The 17284-nt window shown below is 68.7% G+C and carries 17 protein-coding genes and 1 pseudogene; 9 read left to right on the top strand and 9 right to left on the bottom strand.

The genetic code is table 11. The features are described 5' to 3' along the window. From AC3WQM_RS27955 to gstA, 9 genes and pseudogenes are all read right to left on the bottom strand, one after another. Positions 1 to 291: pseudogene (locus tag AC3WQM_RS27955) on the bottom strand (type VI secretion system Vgr family protein); the annotation flags it as partial. 144 nt (positions 292 to 435) lie between these two features. Continuing rightward, entirely contained in the window at positions 436 to 1539 is a 1104-nt protein-coding gene (locus tag AC3WQM_RS27950) for an alkene reductase (protein ID WP_307696841.1), read from the bottom strand. A 103-nt stretch (positions 1540 to 1642) separates the two neighbouring features. Further along, positions 1643 to 2452, bottom strand: coding sequence for a GntR family transcriptional regulator (locus AC3WQM_RS27945; RefSeq protein ID WP_492683271.1), 810 nt, complete (start codon positions 2450 to 2452; stop codon positions 1643 to 1645). 50 nt (positions 2453 to 2502) lie between these two features. Continuing rightward, on the bottom strand, positions 2503 to 3495 hold the full coding sequence (locus tag AC3WQM_RS27940; protein WP_492683269.1) for a Bug family tripartite tricarboxylate transporter substrate binding protein: 993 nt from the start codon (positions 3493 to 3495) through the stop codon (positions 2503 to 2505). Then, positions 3492 to 5309 carry an acyclic terpene utilization AtuA family protein gene (locus tag AC3WQM_RS27935; protein ID WP_492683268.1) on the bottom strand — a complete coding sequence of 606 codons (1818 nt, stop codon included), beginning with the start codon at positions 5307 to 5309 and terminating at the stop codon, positions 3492 to 3494. The genes AC3WQM_RS27940 and AC3WQM_RS27935 overlap by 4 nt, the downstream gene beginning before the upstream one ends. Further along, entirely contained in the window at positions 5306 to 6091 is a 786-nt protein-coding gene (locus AC3WQM_RS27930) for an enoyl-CoA hydratase/isomerase family protein (protein WP_492683267.1), read from the bottom strand. Before AC3WQM_RS27930 ends, AC3WQM_RS27935 begins: the two co-directional genes overlap by 4 nt. A 16-nt stretch (positions 6092 to 6107) precedes the next feature. Continuing rightward, on the bottom strand, positions 6108 to 6944 hold the full coding sequence (locus AC3WQM_RS27925) for an enoyl-CoA hydratase/isomerase family protein (protein WP_492683266.1): 837 nt from the start codon (positions 6942 to 6944) through the stop codon (positions 6108 to 6110). Continuing rightward, positions 6944 to 8182 carry a CaiB/BaiF CoA transferase family protein gene (locus AC3WQM_RS27920; protein WP_492683265.1) on the bottom strand — a complete coding sequence of 413 codons (1239 nt, stop codon included), beginning with the start codon at positions 8180 to 8182 and terminating at the stop codon, positions 6944 to 6946. The genes AC3WQM_RS27925 and AC3WQM_RS27920 overlap by 1 nt, the downstream gene beginning before the upstream one ends. Before the next feature lie 114 nt (positions 8183 to 8296). After that, the gene (gstA, locus tag AC3WQM_RS27915; protein ID WP_492683264.1) at positions 8297 to 8905 is read right to left on the bottom strand and encodes a glutathione transferase GstA; all 609 of its coding nucleotides are present in this window, start codon (positions 8903 to 8905) and stop codon (positions 8297 to 8299) included. A gap of 190 nt (positions 8906 to 9095) precedes the next feature. Between gstA and AC3WQM_RS27910 the strand changes: the two genes are divergently transcribed. The 9 genes from AC3WQM_RS27910 (at position 9096) to AC3WQM_RS27870 (ending at position 17237) form a co-directional block, all read left to right on the top strand. Next, the gene (locus AC3WQM_RS27910) at positions 9096 to 9281 is read left to right on the top strand and encodes a DUF1328 family protein (protein WP_013538518.1); all 186 of its coding nucleotides are present in this window, start codon (positions 9096 to 9098) and stop codon (positions 9279 to 9281) included. Then, the gene (locus AC3WQM_RS27905) at positions 9278 to 10186 is read left to right on the top strand and encodes a transglutaminase-like domain-containing protein (RefSeq protein ID WP_492683263.1); all 909 of its coding nucleotides are present in this window, start codon (positions 9278 to 9280) and stop codon (positions 10184 to 10186) included. The genes AC3WQM_RS27910 and AC3WQM_RS27905 overlap by 4 nt, the downstream gene beginning before the upstream one ends. A 176-nt stretch (positions 10187 to 10362) precedes the next feature. Then, the gene (gene mnmG / locus AC3WQM_RS27900; protein ID WP_492683262.1) at positions 10363 to 12339 is read left to right on the top strand and encodes a tRNA uridine-5-carboxymethylaminomethyl(34) synthesis enzyme MnmG; all 1977 of its coding nucleotides are present in this window, start codon (positions 10363 to 10365) and stop codon (positions 12337 to 12339) included. After that, positions 12336 to 12980, top strand: coding sequence for a 16S rRNA (guanine(527)-N(7))-methyltransferase RsmG (rsmG, locus tag AC3WQM_RS27895; RefSeq protein ID WP_492683261.1), 645 nt, complete (start codon positions 12336 to 12338; stop codon positions 12978 to 12980). The genes mnmG and rsmG overlap by 4 nt, the downstream gene beginning before the upstream one ends. Before the next feature lie 114 nt (positions 12981 to 13094). Next, complete coding sequence (locus AC3WQM_RS27890; protein ID WP_099794289.1) at positions 13095 to 13709, top strand: LysE family transporter; 615 nt, start codon at positions 13095 to 13097, stop codon at positions 13707 to 13709. A 29-nt stretch (positions 13710 to 13738) separates the two neighbouring features. Next, entirely contained in the window at positions 13739 to 14659 is a 921-nt protein-coding gene (locus AC3WQM_RS27885) for a ParA family protein (RefSeq protein ID WP_095743040.1), read from the top strand. Between the two features lie 48 nt (positions 14660 to 14707). Then, a complete protein-coding gene (locus AC3WQM_RS27880) occupies positions 14708 to 15253 on the top strand; it encodes an RBBP9/YdeN family alpha/beta hydrolase (RefSeq protein ID WP_492683260.1) in 546 nt (181 codons plus the stop codon). Then, the gene (locus AC3WQM_RS27875) at positions 15253 to 16206 is read left to right on the top strand and encodes a ParB/RepB/Spo0J family partition protein (RefSeq protein ID WP_095743042.1); all 954 of its coding nucleotides are present in this window, start codon (positions 15253 to 15255) and stop codon (positions 16204 to 16206) included. Before AC3WQM_RS27880 ends, AC3WQM_RS27875 begins: the two co-directional genes overlap by 1 nt. Positions 16207 to 16337: 131 nt before the next feature. After that, positions 16338 to 17237: a CsgG/HfaB family protein gene (locus AC3WQM_RS27870; protein WP_492683259.1), complete on the top strand. Its 900-nt coding sequence runs from the start codon at positions 16338 to 16340 to the stop codon at positions 17235 to 17237. Positions 17238 to 17284 lie beyond the last annotated feature (47 nt).

Here is a 17284-nt window from a genome sequence, read left to right as displayed (position 1 = left end):
GCCTTCTTCGCCCCACAGGGCCGCGCCGGTGATCAGGGCGTTGATCTGGCGAGGGGCAGAACCATCGAGTTCGATCTCGCAGCTGATCTCGCGGCCGATGAACCCATCGAGGTCGAAGTCGGCAGCGATAGAGACACCGGACAGAGCCAGCGCATCCGGGGACTTGAGAAAGAGCTCGTAGGCAAAGAGGCTGTTGACCCCCTCATGCCCTGACAGCCGCACGGGCACCAGTGCAGCCTGACCAAGAACAACAGGGATCGCAGCAGAAGAAACAGACAGCGTGCGCGGCATCGACGACTTCCTTGAGAGAAGGAGGAGAGGTCGGCGCAGTCTGCAGGGACTGCGCGGCGCACACTGCGAACAATCGTCACCTCACGCGCTGCCCGCGAAAAAGGGCGGAGCAAGCGCGAAGAAGTTGACGCTTGGAAGGCCGGCTCAGCCCAACGCCGGATAGTCCGTATACCCCTTCACCCCACCCCCATACATCGTCGCCTTGTCCAGCTCGTTCAGCGGCGCGTGCTCACGCAGGCGGCGCACCAGGTCGGGGTTCGAGATGAAGGGCTTGCCGAAGGCCACGAGGTCGTCGCCTTCCTTCACGGCTTCTTCGGCCAGGGGGCGGTCGTAGCCGTTGTTGACCATCCAGGCGGCCTTGCCGCCGGCGGCGCGGTAGGCGGCCTTGAGGGCTTCGTAGTCGAAGGGGCGGTCGGCGATTTCGCGCGGGCCGCCGGTGGCGCCTTCGATGATGTGGATGTAGGCCAGGTTCAGCGGTGCGAGCTGCTGCACGACGTAGGTGAACAGCGGCTGAGGGTCGCTGTCGTGCACGTCGTTGGCGGGCGTGACGGGCGACAGGCGGATGCCGGTCTTGCCGCCGCCGACGGCGTCGACCACGGCGCGCGTGGACTCGAGCAGCAGGCGCGCGCGGTTCTTGATGGAACCGCCGTAGTCGTCGGTGCGCTTGTTGCTGCCGTCCTTGAGGAACTGGTCGAGCAGGTAGCCGTTGGCGCCGTGCAGTTCGACGCCGTCGAAGCCCGCGGTTTCGACGGCGTTGCGTGCGGCCGCGGCATAGGCGTGGACGATGCCGGGCAGCTCGGCCGCGTCGAGCGCGCGCGGCTCCGAGGTTTCGACGAAGGTGGGCACGCCGTCCTTGATGAGCACGGTCTTGGTCTTGGCGGTGATGGCCGAGGGCGCGACGGGCTTGCCGCCACCGGGTTGCAGTTCGGTGTGCGAGACGCGGCCCACGTGCCACAGCTGCACGACGATCTTGCCGCCCTCGGCGTGCACGGCGTCGGTCACGCGCTTCCAGGCGTCGAGCTGTTCGGTGCCGTAGAGGCCGGGCACGTCGGCGTAGCCCTGGCCCTGGTGGCTGATGGCGGTGGCTTCGGTGATGAGCAGGCCGGCGCTGGCGCGCTGGGCGTAGTAGGTGGCGGCGATGTCGGGCGGGATCGCGTTGGGCGAGCGGTTGCGCGTGAGCGGCGCCATCACGATGCGGTTGGCGAGCTGCAGGTCGCCGGCCTGGACGGGGTCGAAAAGGGTGGACATCGTGGATTGAGGGGGCAGAGTTGAAACAGGCGCAAGGCTAAGCCGCCCGCCTCAACCCTGCTGTCGCACGGTTGTCCCGATTGGTGCTAGGGACGACAACAGCTCAGGGCAGCGCCAGGGCCTCGGGGATCAGCGACGCCCCGGCGTTGGCCCAGACGGCGAAGGGCATCTCGATGTCGGACACGAAGCGGTCGCCCCGGTACCAGAAGCGTCCCGCGAGCGCGATGCGGCCCTGGGTGTCGAACACGCGCCGCTCCATGTGCGCGATGGGGGTGGCGAAGGAGCAGTGCAGGTACTGCGCGAGCAGCAGGTCGGCCGGCGCCACGGTGAGCGTCTGCTGCACCTTGTGCATGCGCTCGGCGGCGTGCTGCTCGAGCAGGTGGGCGATCTTGTGGTGCTGTTCGGTGTCGGGGGGAAAGAGCGCGTGGATCTCCGACGCCACATGGATCTCGACGAGGCAGAAGGGCTCGTCGTCGTGCACGTGGATCTTGCGGATGAAGGCGTAGTCCGGGAAGGTGGCGCTGCCGCGTGCCAGCCCTTCGGGCAGCGGCTGTTGGCGGCGCTGCTCGAGGATGTCGAAGCGGATGTTGCGTGCCCGCGGGTCGTTGATGGCGTTGCGCAGCAGCGGGTCCGCGCACGCAGCGGGCCGGGCGGCGACGAAGGTGCCGCGGCCGCGCTGGCTGGTGAGCAGGCCTTCGCGCGCGAGCACGCCGTAGGCCTGCCGCACGGTGACGCGCGCGAGCTTGTAGTCGGCCGCGAGCTGCGCCACGGTGGGCAGCTGCTGGCCGGCCTGCAGTTCGCCGTGGGCGATGCGGTGGCGCAGCACGCTGGCCAGCTGCAGGTACTGCGTGACGCCCGCGCCGTGCTCGCCGCCCAGGGGCGAAGGAAGAGGGGACGCGGCGGGAAGGTTCATGTCGGGGGCGGTGCGCTGGGCGGCGTGACGTGTCGTGGCGGGACTGCGCCTCAGGGATTGTCGATGCGCAGCGAGCGGATGAATGGTACCCATCGCGCGCGCTCGGCCCGCCCGTAGGCCTCGGCCTGCGCGGGCGTGGTCGGCCCCAACGGGTCGGAAGCCCCCTGCGCGAGCCGCGCCTGCACGGCCGGCAGTGCCAGCGCCTGGTTGAGCGCGGCATTGAGTTTGGCGAGCACCTCGGGCGGCGTGCCGGCGGGCGCCATCAGTTCGTTCCAGGTGTAGGCCTCGTAGTCGCGCAGGCCCTGCTCGGCGAAGGTCGGCAGCGTGGGCGCCATCGGGCTGCGCCTGTCGCCTGAGATTGCGAGCATCTTCAGCTTGCCCTGCTTCGCCAGCGGTGCGGTGGAGATCAGCCCGTCGAACAGCAGCTTCACGTGGCCGCCCGAGAGGTCGACCAGCGCGGCGCCGTTGCCCTTGTAGGGCACGTGCAGCAGCTGCACGCCGGCGGCCTTGGCGAAGGCTTCGCCGACGACGTGGCTGATGGAGCCCGGGCCGCCGGAGCCGTAGCTGACCTGGCCCGGCTTGGCCTTCGCCAGTGCGATGAGGTCCTTCAGCGTGCCCGGCATGTCCGCGCTGGCCACGAGCACCAGCGGTGTGCGCGAGACCAAGCCGACGGCCTGCAGGTCTTTCTCGACGTCGAAGGGCAGCGAGCGGTACAGGCCCACGTTCATCACCAGCTGCGAGCTGGTGCCCAGGCCGATGGTGTAGCCGTCGGGTGGGGCCTTGGCGACGGCTTCGGTGCCGATCACGCCACCACCGCCGCCCCGGTTTTCCACCACCACGCTCTGGCCGAGGCTTTGCGTCATTGCGACCGCGAGCTCGCGCGCGATGGTGTCGTTGCCACTGCCGGTGCTGAAGGAGACGATGAGGCGGATCGGTCGCGACGGCCAGGCCGGCTGCGCCAGCGCATGCAGCGGCGCGCCGAGCACTGCGGCGCCGCAGCTGCCCAGCACCAGCCTGCGCCGCTGGATGCGCGCGGCGTTCATGGCAGCAGCGCCAGCAGGGCGGTGCTCGCGCGCACCGGCATCGCGAGCAGGATCTGTCCCATGCCCTTGCCCAGCGGGTCGTTGCGCAGCGAGGCCATGCCGCCGCCGCCGAGCGCCTGCTCGCAGACGAAGTTGAAGGCGTCGATGCCGGGCACGTCGTAGCGCGTGACGCGGCCCTTCACCAGGTGCGCGAGCCACGCGGCCACGCGGGCCTCGGTGAGCTGCGCACGCAGCAGCGGCAGCAGCGCGGGGTGGCGCGCGATGATGCCGATGTTGGAGGTGTCGCCCTTGTCGCCGCTGCGGGCCCAGGCCAGGCGGATCAGTGGCACTTCGATGCTGTCGGCGGTGTCGACATCGGCCACCGTGGCTGCGGATGCGAGGGCCGCGCGGGGTGCGCCATCGCCCGCCAGCGCGGGCGGTACCTCGACCGGCGCGCCATCGACCGTGACGCGCGGCTGCACGCGCGCCTTGTCGAGCAGGAACGCGTACTGCCGGATCGACGGCGAGACCGACGCGCGTCCGCCGCCCGAGCCCGTGGTGCCCGGCGCCCACGAGGTGCCCGCCGGCGCGACCTCGCGTGCGAACAGCTCCAGGGCCTCCTTGCGCGGGTGCGTCACTGCGAGCCGCAGGATGGCTTCGCGCGTGTGCGTGGCCTGGGCGTGCGGCCCGTAGCAGGACTCGGCGCCCAGCACTTCGAGTTGCGTGCCGCTGTAGGGCCCGAAGCCGGCCGCCGCGATCAGCTCGCCGGTGCGCGTGAGGATCGCCTCGCCGGTGCGCCGCGCCTTGGCCACCGCATCGAAGCCCACGAGGGTGAGTTGCGCCGCCGTCTTGAAGCCTTCGACGTAAGTGGCGCAGACCTTGTAGGTGGCGGTCGGTGCGCGCCCGCGCGCGCCGTGCACGGCCACGCGATGTTCGCCGGCCTGTTCGATGCGCACCTGCGTGAAGTCGGCCACCACGTCGGGCAGCAGGTAGCTTGCGGGGTCGCCGATCTCGTAGAGCATCTGCTCGCCGACCACCGCGGGCGTGAGCTTGCCGCCGGTGCCGGCGGGCTTGGTGACGACGAAGCTGCCGTCGGCGCTGCACTCGACGATGGGGTAGCCGATGTGGGGCCAGTCGGGCACGGTGTCCCAGTCGGTGTGCAGGCCGCCCGTGGCCTGGCAGCCGCATTCGATGATGTGGCCCGCGAGGCTGCCGGCCGCCAGCAGGTCGTGGTCGCCGGGCTGCCATTTGAATTCGTGCATCAGCACGCCGAGCGTGACGGCCGAGTCGACGCAGCGGCCGGTGATGACCACCTGCGCGCCCGCATCGAGCGCCGCCTGCACGGGCCTGGCGCCGAGGTAGGCGTTCGCGGTGAGCACGCGTTCGGGCAGGGCCGCGCCGCTTTGCAGTTCGCGCAAGGGCGGTTGCGATGCGCGCAGCTCGGGCAGCAGCGGCGACACGTCGTCGCCGTTCACCACCGCGATCTTCAGCGCAATGCCCTGCTCCGCGGCGAGCGCGGCCAGTGCATCGGCGCAGCCTTGCGGGTTGACGCCGCCGGCATTGCTCACGACACGGATGCCTTGCGCCACCACGTCCTTGAGCACGGCCTTCATGGCGACCGAGACGAAGTCGGTGGCGTAGCCCAGTTCGGGTTTCTTGAGCCGCGCGCCGGCAAGGATCGACATGGTGAGTTCGGCCAGGTAGTCGAACACCAGGTAGTCGATCTGTCCGCTGGCCACGAGCTGCGGCGCGCCCACGCTGCTGTCGCCCCAGAAGCCGGAGGCGCCGCCGATGCGGACGACGCGGTCCTTGCTGTTCTTTGTGCTGCTGTTCATCGGCCACTCCATTGCGGTTTGCGTTTTTCGCGGAAGGCGAGCTGGCCTTCCGCGGCGTCTTCGGTGAGGGCGAAGAGGGCGATCTGGCTTTCGGTGAAGGCCATCGATTCCTCGAAGGCCATGGCCTCGATCTTCTTCATGGTGTACAGGCCGCGGCGGATGGCGGCGGGCGACTTGTCGAGCATGCGCCCGAGCAGCCAGTCGACGCTCTCGTCGACGTCATCGCTCACGCGGTTGACGAGGCCGTGTTCGAGCGCCTGGGCGGCGGTGATGGGTTCGCCGGTGATGCACATCTCGGACAGCACGCGGCGCGGCAGCAGGTCGCCGAGCACGCTGAGCACCTGCGCGGGAAAGAGGCCGACCTTCACCTCGGGCAGGCCGAACACGGCCTGGCTGCTGGCCACGGCCATGTCGCACATGCCCATGAGCCCCATGCCGCCGGCCATGCACGCGCCGTTGACGCGCGCGATGAGCGGCACGGTCGATTGCTTCGCCTGGCGGAACAGGTTGGCGAAGCCCTGGTAGGGCTGCGAGTAATCGAACTTGAACGCGCTGCCGCTTTGCAGGTCGGCCCCCGCGCAGAAGGCGCGCGTGCCCGCACCGGTGATGACGACGGCGCGCACGTCGGTGTTGCGGTTGGCGCGCGCCAGCGCGTCGGACAGGCCCGCGAGCACGTCCGCGCTGATGGCGTTGCGGCGTGCTTCGCGGTCGATGGTGAGCCACATCACGGACCCGCGCATTTCCTCGCGCAGTTCGGTGGTGGACGGGGCGTGGTCGGTCATGCGGTGGGTCCTTGGGTCAGACGGGTGAAGTGGAAGAAGAGGAAGGCGAGGCGGGCCACTGGAAGCGCGCCGGCCGGCGCTGCGTGAAATCGTCGATGGCCTGGCGGTGGTCGTCGGTCGCGAAGGCCAGGCCCTGCGCCATGGCTTCGAACTCGAACATCGCGTCCATGTCGCTGTCGAAGGTGCGCTGCAGGCCCTGCTTGGTGAGGGCAATGGCGGTGGCGGGGCCGTTCGCCAACGCGGCGGCGAGGGCCTGTGCGTGCGGCAGCAGCGCATCGGCGGCGATGACTTCATGGACGATGCCCCAGTCCATCGCAGTCTGTGCGTCGAGCTCGCGCGCCGACAGCATCAGCGCCTTGGCGCGGTTCAGGCCCACGCTGCGTGCGAGCGTGAAGAGCGCGCCGCAGTCGGGCACGAGGCCGACCTTCATGAACGACATGCAAAAGCGCGCGCTGGGCGCGGCCAGCACGATGTCGGCCGTGAGCGCAAGGCCGAAGCCGCCGCCGTAGGCGCAGCCCTCGACGGCCGCGATGACGGGCTTGTCGCTGTGCATCAGCAGGCGCATGCCGGCCTGTGCGTCCTTCATGCGCAGTCGGCCTGCGGCAGCTTCGAGGCGCTCGATCTCGCGCATGCCCTTGACGTCGCCGCCCGCGCAGAAGTGGCCGCCGCGTCCGGTGAGGACGATGGCGCGAACCTGTGGGTCTTCGACGGCATGGCGGATCGCATCGAACATCTGCGCGCGCATTTCGAGGTCGAAGGCGTTGCGGCGTTCGGGCCGGTCGAGCGCGAGGGTGGCGACGTGGCCGTCGATGTCGCAGGCGACGAAGGAAGAAGAAGTGGTGGTGGTGGTCATCAGGATGTGCGCACGGCGCGGTTGTGAATGAGGGTGTCGATGCGCGCGTCGTCGTAGCCCGCTTCGCGCAGCACCTCGCGGCTGTGCTGGCCCAGGCGCGGCGGCGGCGTGGCGGGGCCGGGCGGCGTGCCGGACCATTCGCTGGGCACGGCCATCTGGCGAATGCGGCCGACGTCGGGGTGGTCCATCTCGCTGAAGAAGCCGATGTCCTGCAGGTGCGCGTCGGTGAGCAGCGTGTCGAAGGTGTGCATCGGGAACACCGGGATGTCGGTGCCCGCGAGCAGGGCCTGGCACTCGGCGGTGGTGCGCGTGGCCAGCGCCTCGCCGACCATCGCGTAGAGCGCGTCGATGTGCCGCGTGCGCGCGCGGATGTCGGCAAAGCGCGGGTCGCTGTCGAACAGCGCGGGCTGGCCGATGGCCGCGAGGAAGGCGCGCCACTGCGGGTCGGTGTAGATGAGGCAGCAGACATGGCCGTCGCGCGTCGGGTAGGGCCGGCGTTCGGGCGAGAGCAGGCGCGGGTAGCCGAAGTCGCCCTGCGGCGGCACGAAGGTCTGGTTGTAGAGGTGGTCGCCGAGCACCTGCGGCACCATGGTCTCGAACATCGGCACGTCGATGCGCTGGCCGCGGCCGGTGCGTTCGCGGCCGTAGAGCGCGGCGCTGATCACGCCGAAGGCATACAGGCCCACGCTGCGGTCGGCGATGGTGATGGGCAGGTAGCGCGGCGTGCCGTCGGGGCTGCCCATGGCCATGGCCTGGGGCAGGGCGCAGGCGGCCTGGATGAGGTCGTCGAAGGCCGCGCTCGCGGCATGGCGTCCGCGCTGCGAGAAGCCGAACATGCCGACGTAGAGCAGGCGCGGGTTGAGGGCGGCGAGCGCGTCGTAGCCCAGGCCCAGGCGCTCCATGGCCTGCGGGCGCACGTTGTAGGTGAGCACGTCGGCGTCACGCACGAGGTCGAGCAGCGCGGCGCGGCCTTCGGGCGACTTCAGGTCGAGCGCGATGCTGCGCTTGTTGCGGTTCATGCCCAGGAACAGCGGCCCCATCTTCTGCTGGCCCTGGGCGCCGATGCCGCGCACCACGTCGCCTTCGGGAGCTTCGACCTTGATCACGTCGGCACCGAGGTCGCCGAGCATCTGCGTGGCCGAAGGGCCCATGAAGATGGTGGTGACGTCGACGACGCGCACGCCGGTGAGCGGGCCGCGTGCACACGGTTCGTCCTGGGGGGGGGAAGGAGAAGACATCGGCCTCAATCTCTAAAGTTCTATTTATAGAGTTTATGAGGCGAAAGAAAAGCCGCGCAAGGCGGCTTCTGGCTGAATCGATCCGGGTTTTCCCCCGGATCGGTGGGCTTCGGCTTACTTCAGCAGGCCTTCGGCCTTCATTGCTTCCTGAACGGCGGGGCGGGCGGCCACGCGGGCATGCCAGGCCAGCACGTTGGGGAAGCCCGAGATGTCCAGGCCCGTGGGCTTGGACCAGTTGGTCACGGTGAACAGGTAGCCGTCGGCCACGCTGAAATGCTCGCCCATCAGGTACTGCTTGTTGGCGAGTTCGCTGTCGAGCCATTCGAAGCGGGCCTTGAGCTTGTCCTTGGAGATGGTCTTGGCTTCCTCGGGCATGGCCGGGTTGAACAGCGGGCTGAAGCCCTTGTGCATCTCGGTGCCGATGAAGGTCAGCCATTCCTGCAGGCGGTAGCGCGGCATCGTGCCGTTGGCGGGCGCGAGGTTCTTGGTGGGGGCGAGGTCGGCGATGTACTGGACGATGGCCGGGCCTTCGCGCAGGCGGGTGCCGTCGTCGAGCTCGAGCATCGGCACGTAGCCCAGCGGGTTGATGCCGTAGTAGTCGGTGCCGTCCTGCAGCTTGTGGCTCTTGGTGCTGGCCAGCACGGGCTCGAAGGCGATGCCCGCTTCGTGCAGCGCGATGTGCGGGGAGAGCGAGCAGGCGCCGGGCGAGTAGTACAGCTTCATTCGAAAACACTCCAATGGATAGAAGGAAAAGATCTGTGTGACCGCAGGGGATGCTAGCGGGTTTGGCCGCATCGCGTTTTTGTCCTACGGCGGCTTGCGCGCGCCGACTATCGGGCGGCTGGTCGGGGCTTCCTACAGTCCGGACACGGCGGCACATGCCCGCTGCAAAGCAACAAAGGAGTGGTTCACCATGCTCAAGTACGCGATCATTTTTGCGGTCATCTCGCTCGTGGCGGGTCTGCTGGGCTTCGGCGGCGTGGCGGCCGGTGCGGCAGGCATCGCCAAGCTGCTGTTCGGCCTGTTCCTCGTGCTGGCGGTGCTGTTCGTGGTGCTGGCCGCACTTGGTGTGGGCGCGGTGAAGAAGGCGCTCGATTGACCGCCTTGCCGCATGCCATGCACCTGTCGCACATCGACCTGCGCCTGACCTACGAGGTCGACGCCCCGGCGCATCTGCGGCTGAACATCGAGGCCGCGCGCACGGGCGCGCAGGCGGTGCTGGCCGAGACGCTGACCATCGCGCCGCCCGCGCGGCTGCGGGTGGGCTGCGAGGCCGACAGTGGCAACCGCTTCGTGCGTTTCGACGCGGTGCCCGGGCCGCTGACCATCGCCTACCGCGCGACGGTGCGGCGCCCGGTGGTGCATGTGCCGGCCACCTTGCCCGAGGTGCCGGTGAGCCAGCTGCCCGATGCGGTGCTGGGCGACCTGCTGCCCACGCGCTATTGCGAGTCGGACCTGCTGGCGCGCTGCGCACAGCAGCTCTTCGGCGACCTGCCGCCGGGCATCGGCCGCGTGCAGGCGATTGCCGACTGGATCCACGACAGCATCGTCTACGTGCCGGGCAGCAGCGACTCGACCACCACGGCGCGCGAAGTGTTCGTGCAGCGCGCGGGCGTGTGCCGCGACTTCGCGCACCTGGGCATCACCTTCTGCCGCGCGCTCAACATCCCGGCTCGGCTGGTGGTGGGCTACGTGTGGTTCGACGAGCCGCCGCAGGACTTCCACGCCGTGTTCGAGGCCTGGCTCGGCGGGCAGTGGGTGCTGTTCGATCCGACGCGCATGGCGCCCGTCGACCGGCTGGTGCGCGTGGGCACGGGGCGCGACGCGAAGGACGTTGCCTTCTCCACGATCTTCGGCGCGGTGCGCATGACCGACAAGAAGCTCACGGTGCAGGAGCTGCAGGACGAACGCGCGGTGCCGCCGCGCACGCCGGCGCCCAGCGGCGAGTTGCGGGGCATCGAAAAACCCGATCCGGTGCCGGAGCCTGCGCAAGCGCCCGCCTGACGGGGGGTGATTGCTATTAAATACATAGCAAACTCCACAATGGCGACAGGGGTTCTGGCCATTTTTGGCGTGGCCCTCTAGCTTGTCCACACCGGGGGCACGACAGGGCATCGCCGCTTAAAATTAGTGCCCTTTTTTGCGCCGCGCACGCGTCCTGTGGTGCGCTCCCTTTTCCAATGCTGTACCCCGAAGAATTCGATGTGATCGTCGTCGGCGGTGGCCATGCCGGCACCGAAGCCGCGCTCGCTTCCGCACGCATGGGCGCCAAGACGCTGCTGCTCTCCCACAACATCGAGACGCTGGGGCAGATGAGCTGCAACCCGTCGATCGGCGGCATCGGCAAGGGCCACCTCGTGAAGGAGGTCGACGCGCTCGGCGGCGCAATGGCCATTGCCACGGACGAGGCGGGCATCCAGTTCCGCATCCTCAACTCGAGCAAGGGCCCGGCCGTGCGCGCCACGCGTGCGCAGGCCGACCGCGTGCTGTACAAGGCCGCGATCCGCCACCGCCTGGAAAACCAGCCGAACCTGAGCCTGTTCCAGCAAGCCGTCGACGACCTGATGATCGAAGGCGATCGCGTGGTCGGCGCCGTCACGCAGGTGGGCATTTCTTTCCGCGCACGCACCGTGGTGCTGACCGCCGGTACGTTCCTCGACGGCCGCATCCACGTCGGCCTCGACAACTACCAGGCTGGCCGCGCGGGCGACCCGCCGGCCATCAGCCTGTCGGCGCGCCTGAAGGAACTCAAGCTGCCGCAGGGTCGCCTCAAGACCGGCACGCCGCCGCGCCTGGACGGCCGCAGCATCGACTTTTCGAAGTGCACCGAACAACCCGGCGACGGCATGCCCGGTGGGGCAGGGCCGATGCCCGTGTTCAGCTTCATGGGCAAGGTCGAGATGCACCCGCAGCAAATGCCGTGCTGGGTGACGCACACCAACCAGCGCACGCACGACATCATCCGCTCGGGCTTCGACCGCAGCCCGATGTTCACCGGCAAGATCGACGGCGTGGGTCCACGCTACTGCCCGAGCGTCGAAGACAAGATCAACCGCTTCGCCGACAAGGACAGCCACCAGATCTTTCTCGAGCCCGAAGGCCTGACGACCAACGAGTACTACCCGAACGGGATCTCGACCAGCCTACCGTTCGACATCCAGTACCAGCTGGTGCGCTCGATGCCCGGCCTGGAAAACGCCCACATCCTGCGCCCGGGCTACGCCATCGAGTACGACTACTTCGATCCGCGCGAGCTCAAGAGCAGCTTCGAGACGCGTGCGATCCGCGGCCTGTTCTTTGCCGGACAGATCAACGGCACCACCGGCTATGAAGAAGCGGCGGCCCAGGGTCTGTTCGCCGGCATCAATGCCGCACTGCAGTGCCGGGGCGAAGACGCCTGGCTGCCGCGCCGCGACGAGGCCTACCTGGGCGTGCTGGTCGACGATCTGATCACCAAGGGCGTGACCGAGCCGTACCGCATGTTCACCAGCCGCGCCGAGTTCCGGCTGCAGCTGCGCGAGGACAACGCCGACATGCGGCTGACCGAAGCAGGGCGCAAGCTGGGCCTCGTGGACGACGCGCGCTGGGACGCTTTCAGCCGCAAGCGCGACGCTGTTTCACGTGAAACAGAGCGGCTCAAGTCGATCTGGGTGAACCCGCGCAACCTGCCGGCGACCGAGTCGGCCCGGGTGCTGGGCAAGGCCATCGAGCACGAATACAACCTGGCCGACCTGCTGCGCCGGCCCGACGTGAACTACGCAACCCTGATGTCGCTGGACGGCGGCAAGTACGCCGCCAGCACGGCCCTGGGCGAATCCGAGATCGAGCAGATCGAGATCTCGGCCAAGTACTCCGGCTACATCGAGCGCCAGCACGACGAAGTGGAGCGTGCCGCCCACTTCGAAAACCTGAAGCTGCCGGCCGATTTCGACTACGGCCAGGTCAAGGCCTTGAGCTTCGAGGTGCGCCAGAAGCTGGACAAGCACCGGCCTGAAACGCTGGGGCTGGCATCGCGCATCTCGGGCGTCACGCCCGCCGCGATCTCGCTGCTGATGATTCACCTGCGCAAGGGCGGGCACAAAGCCTTCGCCCGCGATGCCGCCGATACCGCCACGATCACCGAAGCTGCTGCCACCGAGCCGCACACCGCACCATGAGCGCAACGCCCCTCGACACGCTGCGCGCAGGCGCAGCCGCCCTGGGCGTGGCCCTGTCCGATATGCAGGGCGAACAGCTGCTGGCCTACGGCACGCTGATGCTCAAGTGGAACAAGGTCTACAACCTGACGGCGGTGCGCGACCCGGCCGGCGTCATGACGCACCACCTGCTCGACAGCCTCGCGGCCGTCGCACCGCTGCAGCGCGAGTGGGCAGGGAAGGGCAGGCTGCTCGACGTCGGCTCCGGCGGCGGTCTGCCGGGCGTGGTGATCGCCATCATGCGGCCCGACATCGAGGTCAGCTGCCTCGACGCCGTCGCCAAGAAGGCCGCCTTCGTGCAGCAGGTGGCGGCCGAACTGGAGCTGCCGAATCTGCGCGGCCTGCATGCGCGGGTCGAATCGCTGGCGGGCAGCTACGAGGTGATCAGCTCGCGCGCCTTCGCGTCGCTGCCCGATTTCTTCAACGGCTCGGTGCACCTGCTGGCACCGGGCGGTGTCTGGCTGGCCATGAAGGGCAAGATGCCGACCGACGAACTGGCCGCCTTGCCGGCCGGCGTCGCAGTGTTTCACGTGGAACAACTGACGGTACCGGGCCTGGACGCCGAGCGCTGCATCGTCTGGGCGCGCAAAGAGGCCGCCTGATTTCGTAAAAGATGCGACGGCGCCGGCAAAAGCCGGTGCTGGAGCAATCTTCCCGGCGCTGGCCTGCCTTAGACTCGAAGCCTCCCCCTGGCTCTCTTTTTCGAGGCAAATCCCATGTTCGGCATCGCTGACTACGGCGCTTTCGTCGCCGCCATCGTCCTGTTCCTTCTGATTCCCGGTCCGGGCAATCTGGCGCTGATCACCTCGACCAGCAAAGGCGGCATTCGTGGCGGCCTGGCAGCGACCTTCGGCGTGATCCTGGGAGACCAGGTCCTGATGTGGGCGGCGGTGGCGGGCGTGTCGGCCGTGCTGGCCGCCTACCCGGCGGCCTTCAAGGCGGTGCAGTGGCTGGGCGCCGCCTACCTGGCGTGGCTCGGCCTCAAGATGCTCCTGGCCAAGCCCGGCGCGGCGCCGATCCTGAACATCCGCCCGAGCCATTTCCTGCGCCAGGCGCTGACGATCACCTTGCTGAACCCCAAGGCGATCGTGTTCTACATGGCCTTCTTCCCGCTGTTCGTCGATCCGGCGCGCCACCAGGGCCTCATCACCTTCGGCGCCATGGCCGTGACCATCGCCGCGCTGACCTTCCTGTACGGCCTGACCTCGACGCTGCTCACGCACTTCCTGGCCGAGCGCATCCGCGCCAATCCCCGCATCTCGGCCACGCTCGAAAAGCTGGCCGGCACCTTCCTGATTGCCTTCGGCATCAAGCTCGCGATCTCGCGCTGACCGACCCCGACGACCCGCACTGACGACACATGGCCAAGATTTTCTGCATCGCCAACCAGAAGGGCGGCGTCGGCAAGACCACCACCACTGTCAATCTCGCCGCCGGCCTGGCCAAGGTGGGCCAGCGCGTGCTGATGATCGACCTCGACCCCCAGGGCAACGCGACCATGGGCTCGGGCATCGACAAGCGCCAGCTGGAGCTCACGGTGTACGACGTGCTGCTCGAGTCGGCCTCGGTGGCCGAGGCACGGGTGAAGTCCGACAAGCTCGTGGAGGCCGAAGCCAGCTACGACGTGCTGGGCGCCAACCGTGAGCTGGCCGGCGCCGAAGTCGAAATGGTGGCGCTCGACCGCCGCGAAAAACGCCTGCGCACCGCGCTGGCGGCGGTCGGTGCCGAGTACGACTTCGTGCTGATCGACTGCCCGCCGAGCCTGAGCCTGCTGACGCTCAATGGCCTGTGCGCGGCCCACGGCGTGATCGTGCCGATGCAGTGCGAGTACTTCGCGCTCGAAGGGCTCACGGACCTGGTCAACACCATCAAGCAGGTGCACGCCAACCTCAACAAGAACCTGCAGATCATCGGCCTGCTGCGCGTGATGTTCGATCCGCGCATCACGCTGCAGCAGCAGGTGAGCGAGCAGCTCAAGTCCCACTTCGGCGACAAGGTGTTCGACACGGTGATCCCGCGCAATGTGCGTCTGGCCGAAGCGCCGAGCTACGGCCTGCCGGGCGTGGTGTTCGACCCGGCCGCCCGTGGCAGCCAGGCCTTCATCGCCTTCGCGGAAGAGCTGGTCGCCAAGATGCCGCCCGCGAGCGCCTTTGCCTCCGGTGCGGTGGCGCCGCCGGTCACGCCCCCGCCGCGCGTGGTGCCCGACCTGCCGATTCCCGACGATGTGCTGGCCGCCGCGCCTTCCGCTTCCGTCGCCGATACCGACCAAAACCCCGTCTGATGCTCGCCCAATGGGCGGCAGGCGCTATCAAGTTCGTAGCAACCAGCCATGAGTGAACCCCGCATCCTGCTGCTGCCCGGATGGCAGAACAGCGGCCCCGGCCATTGGCAGACCCGTTGGGAGTCGGTCTACGGCGACCGCCGCGTCGACCAGCACGAATGGATGCGCCCGCTGCGCGGCGACTGGTCGATCCGCCTCGAAGAAGAAGTGCTGGCCGCGCCGGGCCAAGTGGTGCTGGCTGCGCACAGCCTCGGCTGCATCCTCACCGCCGCCTGGGCGGCCCACTCGCGCAACACGCACAAGGTGCGCGGCGCGCTGCTGGTGGCCCCTGGCGACCTGGAGCGCGACGACCTGCGCCAACTGATTCCCGGCTGGGCACCCATCGTGCGCCAGCCGCTGCCGTTCCCGGCCGTGCTCATCGCCGCCAACGACGACCCGTACTGCGAAGCCTCGCGCTCGAAGCAGCTGGCCCGCGACTGGGGCGCACGCTTCGTCGACGCCGGCACCGGCGGCCACCTGAACGCCGAATCCGGCCTGGGCGACTGGCCCGAAGGCCGGCAACTCCTGAACGACCTCTCGAAAGACACGCACTGATGGCGACCAAGAAACCCAAGGGCCTGGGCCGCGGCCTCGAAGCGCTGCTCGGCCCGACGGCCGCACCCTCCGCCGATCCGCTCGGCAATGGCAGCGACCGCGCCACGGAAGAGGGCGGTGCCCCGCAGAACCCCAACACCCTGAAGCTCGACCAGATGGTGGCCGGTGTCTACCAGCCGCGCACCCGCATGGACGAGGGCGCGCTGTACGAGCTGGCCGAGAGCATCAAGGTGCAGGGCATCATGCAGCCGATCCTGGTGCGCCGGCTCGACGCCGAATCGGCCGCGGCCAAGAACGCCGAGTACGAAATCATCGCGGGCGAGCGGCGCTTCCGTGCCGCCCGGCTCGCGGGCCTGGACACCGTGCCGGTGCTGGTGCGCGACGTGCCCAACGAGGCCGCGGCGGCCATGTCGCTCATCGAGAACATCCAGCGCGAAGACCTCAATCCGCTGGAAGAGGCCCAAGGCCTGCAACGCCTGGTGACCGAGTTTGGGCTCACTCACGAAATGGCGGCCCAGGCCGTCGGCCGTTCGCGCAGTGCCGCCAGCAACCTGCTGCGCCTGCTGAACCTCGCCGAGCCCGCGCAGCTGATGCTGATGGCCGGCGACATCGACATGGGCCACGCACGCGCGCTGCTGTCGCTCGACCGCGGCACGCAGATCACCGCCGCCAACCAGATCGCCGCCAAGAAGATGTCGGTGCGCGAGGCCGAGGCGCTGGTGAAGAAGCTCGCGGCCGAGTTCACGCTCACGCCCTCGCGGCGTGGCAATGCCGGCGAGAAATCGCGCGACCTGCAGCGCGTGGAAGAAGAGCTGGCCGACCTGCTGACGGCCGAGGTCGAGGTGCGCATCAAGAAGCGCACGAAGCGCGGCGAAAGCGGCGAGCTGGCGATCCACTTCGGCTCCATCGAAGCACTCAACGGACTCATCGAGCGCATCCGCCGAACGGCCTAGTTCGGCATGCGTTGCGAAGACGGACCCCAGCGTTCGTTTGATTGATTCCTGCAATCCTTTGCGCGTATCCTCGATCGCGGTTTTTCTTTCAGCCCTGCAAGACCACCACCATCGAAACGAGGGAGTCCACCATGCCGTTCTTCGCCACCAAGTTCCCACTCGCCGCAGTCGCCGTCGGCGCGCTGCTGCTCACGGGCTGCGCCACCACCGACATGCAGATGGGCAGCCAGTCGGCCAAGACCATGGCCACGGGCAGCGCCGCTGGCGGTGCCACGTCGGGCGAGAGCAGCCAGCTCGAGCGCTGCGAATCGCCGCTCGGGACCGTCTCGCTGGTCGAGAACGTCAACGCCGGTTGGTACACCATCCTCACGGGCGAGTACCGCCTGCCGCCTACTGCAAATCTGTTGCGTTTGCTGGTGCAGCAGTCGAACTGCTTCATCGTGGTCGAGCGCGGTGCCGCCGGCATGAACGCGATGACGCGTGAACGCGCGCTGCAGCAGTCGGGTGAGATGCGCGGCGGCAGCAACTTCGGCCGTGGCCAGATGGTGGCGTCCGACTACGGCCTGTCGCCCGAGATCGTGTTCAGCAACAGCGATGCAGGCGGCATCGGCGGCGCGCTCGGCGGCCTCGTGGGCGGCGGCCGTGGCCGTGCCATCGCGGCCGTCGGCGGCAGCATGCAGACCAAGGAAGCCAGCGCGCTGTTGACGCTCATCGACAACCGCTCGGGCGTGCAGGTTGCAGCAGCCGAAGGCAGCGCCTCCAAGACCGACTTCGGCGCCTTCGGCGGCCTGGCCGGTCGCAGCGGCGCCGGTGGCCTCGGTGGCTACACGAACACCGCGCAGGGCAAGGTGATTGCCGCAGCCTTCATGGACGCCTTCAACCAGATGGTTCGCTCGCTGCGTAACTACAAGGCGCAGACGGTGCGCGGCCAGGGCCTGGGTGGCGGTGGCCGCTTGGGTGTCGACGGTGGCGCTGCGCCTTCGCAGACCTACGTGCCGCCGGAGCAGGCGCCGGCGCGTCGCCGCAAGTAAGAACAGAACGCTGGCCTTCGGGCCACGAAAAAGCCCGGCGCTCTTGC

It is taken from the genome of Variovorax sp. FW301-JW7, assembly GCF_058788795.1.
Note: the sequence above shows the minus strand (reverse complement) of the source record. Positions and strands in the feature narration are given on the sequence as shown.